Source organism: Amycolatopsis sp. NPDC004747 (genome assembly GCF_053601335.1).
Window position 1 is genome coordinate 1 of record NZ_JBSGBQ010000072.1, and the last position, 4278, is coordinate 4278.

Sequence of the window (4278 nt, forward strand, 5' to 3'; positions counted from 1 at the left end):
CTCCCGCCGCCCGGGGGGGGGGGGGGGCCGCCGGGGGGGTGCCGGCCCGGGGGGGCTCGTCTGTTTTGTTCGGGGGGTTACCAACCCGCCTTACCACTCACGACCAGCCGGGGCAGGGTCTCACGCCGCCCGCCGCAGCCGGCTCGCCGCCGCCCGCTCCCGCTTGGGCGAGTACGTCGTGTGCCCCGCGTGCACGGCCACGTACTGCACTTCGCCGTCCAGCAACGGTTCCACCTCCGTGCGCTCGCCCGCGGCGAACGCCGCTCCGCACGCCGCGCACGTGCGCTGGCGGTCCGCTGCGCCGCCGAGCGTGGCCCTGGGGTTCCGGTCGTACTTCATCGCGCGCACCTCGCCGTCGAGTGGGCTGCCGGTTCCAGTGCACCCCGGCGACCCCCGCACCGGCCACTCGTGGGCTGCGCAGGGGCGCATCGAGAGCGGTTTCCATCCGATCCTCGAGCCGGCCCGCGCATCGTGGTCCGACACGGGGAAACGGAGGAACGCCATGACAGCAGCAGCGGTCCCGGCCGACGACTGGACGCCACCGCCCGCGGAGGAGGCACGGGGGCTCCGCCTGGTGGAACCACCCGCACCGGAGGACGACGAACCCGGCGAGCACATCGTGCTCGGGTACAACTGACCGGCCGTTCCGGCACCGGGTACGGACAGTTGCCACCCGGTGCCGGAGCGCACGTAGGGAGATGATCGCCGCGGCGCCGCCCGGCAGAATTGACCCTGTTCGGGCCGAAGTGTCGCCGGGCCTGGCACGACCACGGCCGGTGGCCCACGCGTGACGTGCGCGCGGCGATCTGTGACGTTCGGTTGGGAGGCCGGCGGATGGCGATGCGCCTCCAGCTCAGGGCGGGCCTCGAGATCCTCGAAGGCTGGGCCGAAACCGCGTCCCAAGCGGAGCGGAATCTCGTTTACGAGGCATTGTTCGCCGTCGGCGACGGTTCTGCTTTTCTGGTTTACGACATTTTCGGAGACCCGGTCGATCCCGGCACTTTCATTGTCATGGTGAAACCGCGGCTGGTACTCAAAGTAATGGTGCAGCGCGCTGAATCCGCCTTCGACATCCGCCACGTCGGAGCGCTCGAAGACGGGGCCGATGCCGCCGCCGCACCCCAGGAGACCGCCAGCCCGGAGTAACGGTCCACGGGCCGCACTGGGCCGAACGGACCAGTGCTCACCCCGGGCCGCCTCGGCTGATCGGCTGACGAAATACGGCTTCCGGACGTGTATTCGTCATCTTGACAGCGTATCCGGCCGTGTGAAAGCCTTTACATGTTCGCTGGTCAGGCCGTTATTTCTGGGGTGAGTAAGTAGGAGGCTGCACCATGTCGTCACCGGAATTGCCAGGACTCGACGTTTCCAGCCGCGTGCGCGCCCGGGACGTGCAGATGACCGGGACCGCCGACCTCGGCCGCCGGGTGCTCATGATCACCGGCGCGATCGACACCACCGACCACGACGTCTCGGTCAGCGTGAACCTCCCCGAGCCGGGCCGCTGGCAGGTGATCAAGGCCGAGACCAACCTGACCGACCAGACGTGGGTCGCGATGCAGGCCGTGATGGACGAGGACTCGACGTTCCTCGACGACGAGATGCTGATGTCGCCCCAGTTCGCGAAGAGCTTCATGACCCCCGACCAGCGCCGGCTGACCTTCTACGACGGTGAGGTCCGCCCGGGCGAGACGGTGCTGAAGACGTACTCGATGGAGACCGGCGGCCGCAAGCCGGCGTACTTCTACTCGCGCTACAGCCCGATCGCCACCGACAGCGCCGAGCAGTCCGCCCAGACGCTGAACGACCTGGTCACCAACGGGATGAGCCAGCGCCCGGTGGTGGAGCTGATCGTTCCCGTCACGGTGCTCTGAGCTCCTCGCGCGCCGAGCCGTGATCACCTTCGTACCCGAGCCGCACCTGCTCGACTCGCCTCGCGGCCGGCACTGGCCGCGCCCGCCCGCGCCACCGTCCCCGGCGCGGGAGGTGCCGCTCGCCGCCGACGTCGTGGTCGTCGGGGCCGGCCCGGCCGGGCTCGCCGTCGCCTCGGCGCTGTGGCACCACGGTGTGCACGACGTCGTGGTGGTGGACCGCACCGGCCGCCCGTGCGGGCGCTTCTTCGGCCGGATCGACCAGCTGGGCCAGCGGGTGCTGCGCTCGCCCTACGAGCACCACCCCGGGGTCGAGGGGTTCCGCGACTGCGAACTCCTCGACTTCGCGCGGCTGCACTGGGACCGGCTGACCGCCACCGAGCGCCGCGAGATCCGGATGTCGCAGGCCGGGCACCGGTCGGTCGTCCCGGTGGACGTCTTCGAGGCCTACTGCGCCCACCTGGTCACCACCCACCACGTCGGTGAACGGACCCACCGGGCCACCGTCCGCGAGGTCGTGCCCGGCCCGGACGCGGTCAACGTGCACACCGACCGCTTCTCCGTGGCCGCGCGCCACGTGGTGCTGTGCCCCGGTGAGGAGCGCCGGCCGGCCCCGGAGGCCTGGTGGGGCGGTGGCCACCCGCCGCGCGGGGTTTCGTTCTGGGACGAATCGGTGCCGCCGGGCGCCCGCTGCCAGGTGGTCGTCGGCGCCGGCCTGACCGCGGCCCACCTGATCACCGGCGCGCTCGACGCCGGTCGCGAGGTGCACTGGGTGGTCCGCGAGCCGGGCGAGCGCTACCAGTGCGCGGACGTGAATTCCAGCTTCTTCCGGCCGGAGGGCCGCAAGCGCTTCGACGGCGTCGGCTGGACCGAGCGGCTGGAGCTGATGAGCCGGTTCCGGCGCGCGTCGGTGATGTTCGAGTTCCGGCCGCTGCTCGAGCGCGCCGAAGCCGAAGGCAGGCTGGTGGTGCACCGCGGCGAGGCCGTCAAGGAAATCGTCCCGGCCGTCGGCGGGAGCGTGGTGCTGCGGCTGGAGAGCGGTCGCCGGGTCGCGGGCGACCACGTCGTCCTGGCGCTGGGCACCACGCCGTCCATCGGCACCGGGCTGCTGCCCGACGAGGTCGTCGACGCCCGCGACGGCTGGCCCTCGCTCGACGAGGCGACGCTGTCGTACCGCCGGGAGCCACGCGTGTCGGTGGTCGGCGCCGCGGCGGGGATGGTGCTCGGCCCGGCGGCCCGCAACATCGACGGCCACCGCGTCGCCACCACCCGGGTCGCCGCGGCGATCGCCCGGCAGCTGCGCAGCGGGGTCGTCGCCCCGGCCGAGGCGGCCGTCGGTGTCTGAGGCCCACGACTCGCGGTTCGCCCTGCCCGAAATCGACGCACCCGGCTCCACCGAGGCCGGGATCATCCTGCTGGGCCTGGACGCCGACCGGCTGCTGGCCGGGCTCGGCCTCGCCCGGCTCGCCGACGACCCGGCGCTGCTGACCCAGGTCGTCGACCAGGCCCGGCACGACGCCGCGGGCTTCGGCTTCGGCGGCCTGGTGGAGTCGGGCCGTCAGCACTGGCTGGACCTGCGGGACCGGCTCGGCGCCTCGATGTCGAGGTCGTCGCCGGGGTCGCTGCGCCGGGAGTGGGCCCGCCGGGCGGACGTCGTCGCGGCGGCGGTGCCCGGCGCCGGTGCGGGCACGATCGCCTACCTGACCGCCTGCGCGCTGCGCGGTGCGGAGGTCGACCAGCTCGCCGGCGGGCCGGCGGACGGAAAGGAACCCTTCGATGTCGTACCTGAAGTCCCTGCCGGCTGACACGACGCTGCTGCAGGTCTTCCGGGCCTACCCGGGCCCCGCGCGGCACCTGCTCGCGTTCCACGAGGACCTGCTGCGCGGCGAGTCGCCGTTCACCCCCGGCGAGCGCGAGATGATCGCCGCGTACGTGTCGGGGGTCAACAGCTGCGACTACTGCCACGGCATCCACACCGTCACCGCGGAGGCGTTCGGCATCCCCGAAGGCGTGCTCGCCGCGGCGGTCGCGGACCTCGGCTCGGCGCCGGTCGACCCGAAGCTCAAGCCGGTGCTCGCCTACGTCGGCAAGCTGACGAGGACGCCGTCGAAGATGACCGAGGCCGACGCCGAGGCCGTGTTCGCCGCGGGCTGGGACGAGCGCGCGCTGCACGACGCCGTCCTGGTCTGCGCGTTGTTCAACTTCATGAACCGGATGGTGGACGGCCTCGGCATCGAGGCCGACGAAGCCTACCGGGTGATTTCCGGCGAGCGCCTCAAGGAAGGCGGCTACGCGGGCCTGTCGGGCCTGCTCCCTGCCCGGTTTCCCGATCCTGTCGCCGCGGATGGAATCCATTCGCGACAGTCACCCCGCGTTCATCGAGATGGATCCGCCGGAACACACGGTG

General features: G+C 72.2%; 7 protein-coding genes. 6 read left to right on the forward strand and 1 reads right to left on the reverse strand.

Going from position 1 to position 4278, the window contains the following annotated elements; translation table 11 throughout:
- Window positions 1–120 precede the first annotated feature (120 nt).
- Entirely contained in the window at window positions 121–339 is a 219-nt protein-coding gene (locus ACWEGE_RS46805) for a hypothetical protein (protein ID WP_449666986.1), read from the reverse strand.
- Window positions 340–502: 163 nt separating this feature from the next.
- Between ACWEGE_RS46805 and ACWEGE_RS46810 the strand changes: the two genes are divergently transcribed.
- The 6 genes from ACWEGE_RS46810 to ACWEGE_RS46835 all read left to right on the forward strand — a co-directional run.
- Entirely contained in the window at window positions 503–637 is a 135-nt protein-coding gene (locus ACWEGE_RS46810; protein ID WP_449666987.1) for a hypothetical protein, read from the forward strand.
- A 197-nt stretch (window positions 638–834) separates the two neighbouring features.
- On the forward strand, window positions 835–1146 hold the full coding sequence (locus tag ACWEGE_RS46815) for a DUF6235 family protein (protein ID WP_449666988.1): 312 nt from the start codon (window positions 835–837) through the stop codon (window positions 1144–1146).
- 251 nt (window positions 1147–1397) lie between these two features.
- Entirely contained in the window at window positions 1398–1874 is a 477-nt protein-coding gene (locus ACWEGE_RS46820) for a DUF6423 family protein (protein WP_449666992.1), read from the forward strand.
- Window positions 1875–1893: 19 nt separating this feature from the next.
- The gene (locus tag ACWEGE_RS46825) at window positions 1894–3216 is read left to right on the forward strand and encodes an FAD/NAD(P)-binding protein (RefSeq protein WP_449666989.1); all 1323 of its coding nucleotides are present in this window, start codon (window positions 1894–1896) and stop codon (window positions 3214–3216) included.
- Window positions 3209–3676, forward strand: a complete 468-nt coding sequence (locus tag ACWEGE_RS46830; protein WP_449666990.1) for a DUF6187 family protein — start codon at window positions 3209–3211, stop codon at window positions 3674–3676. Before ACWEGE_RS46825 ends, ACWEGE_RS46830 begins: the two co-directional genes overlap by 8 nt.
- Window positions 3648–4278: carboxymuconolactone decarboxylase family protein (locus tag ACWEGE_RS46835; RefSeq protein WP_449666991.1), on the forward strand; the 631-nt coding region annotated here is incomplete at its 3' end. The genes ACWEGE_RS46830 and ACWEGE_RS46835, both read left to right, overlap by 29 nt.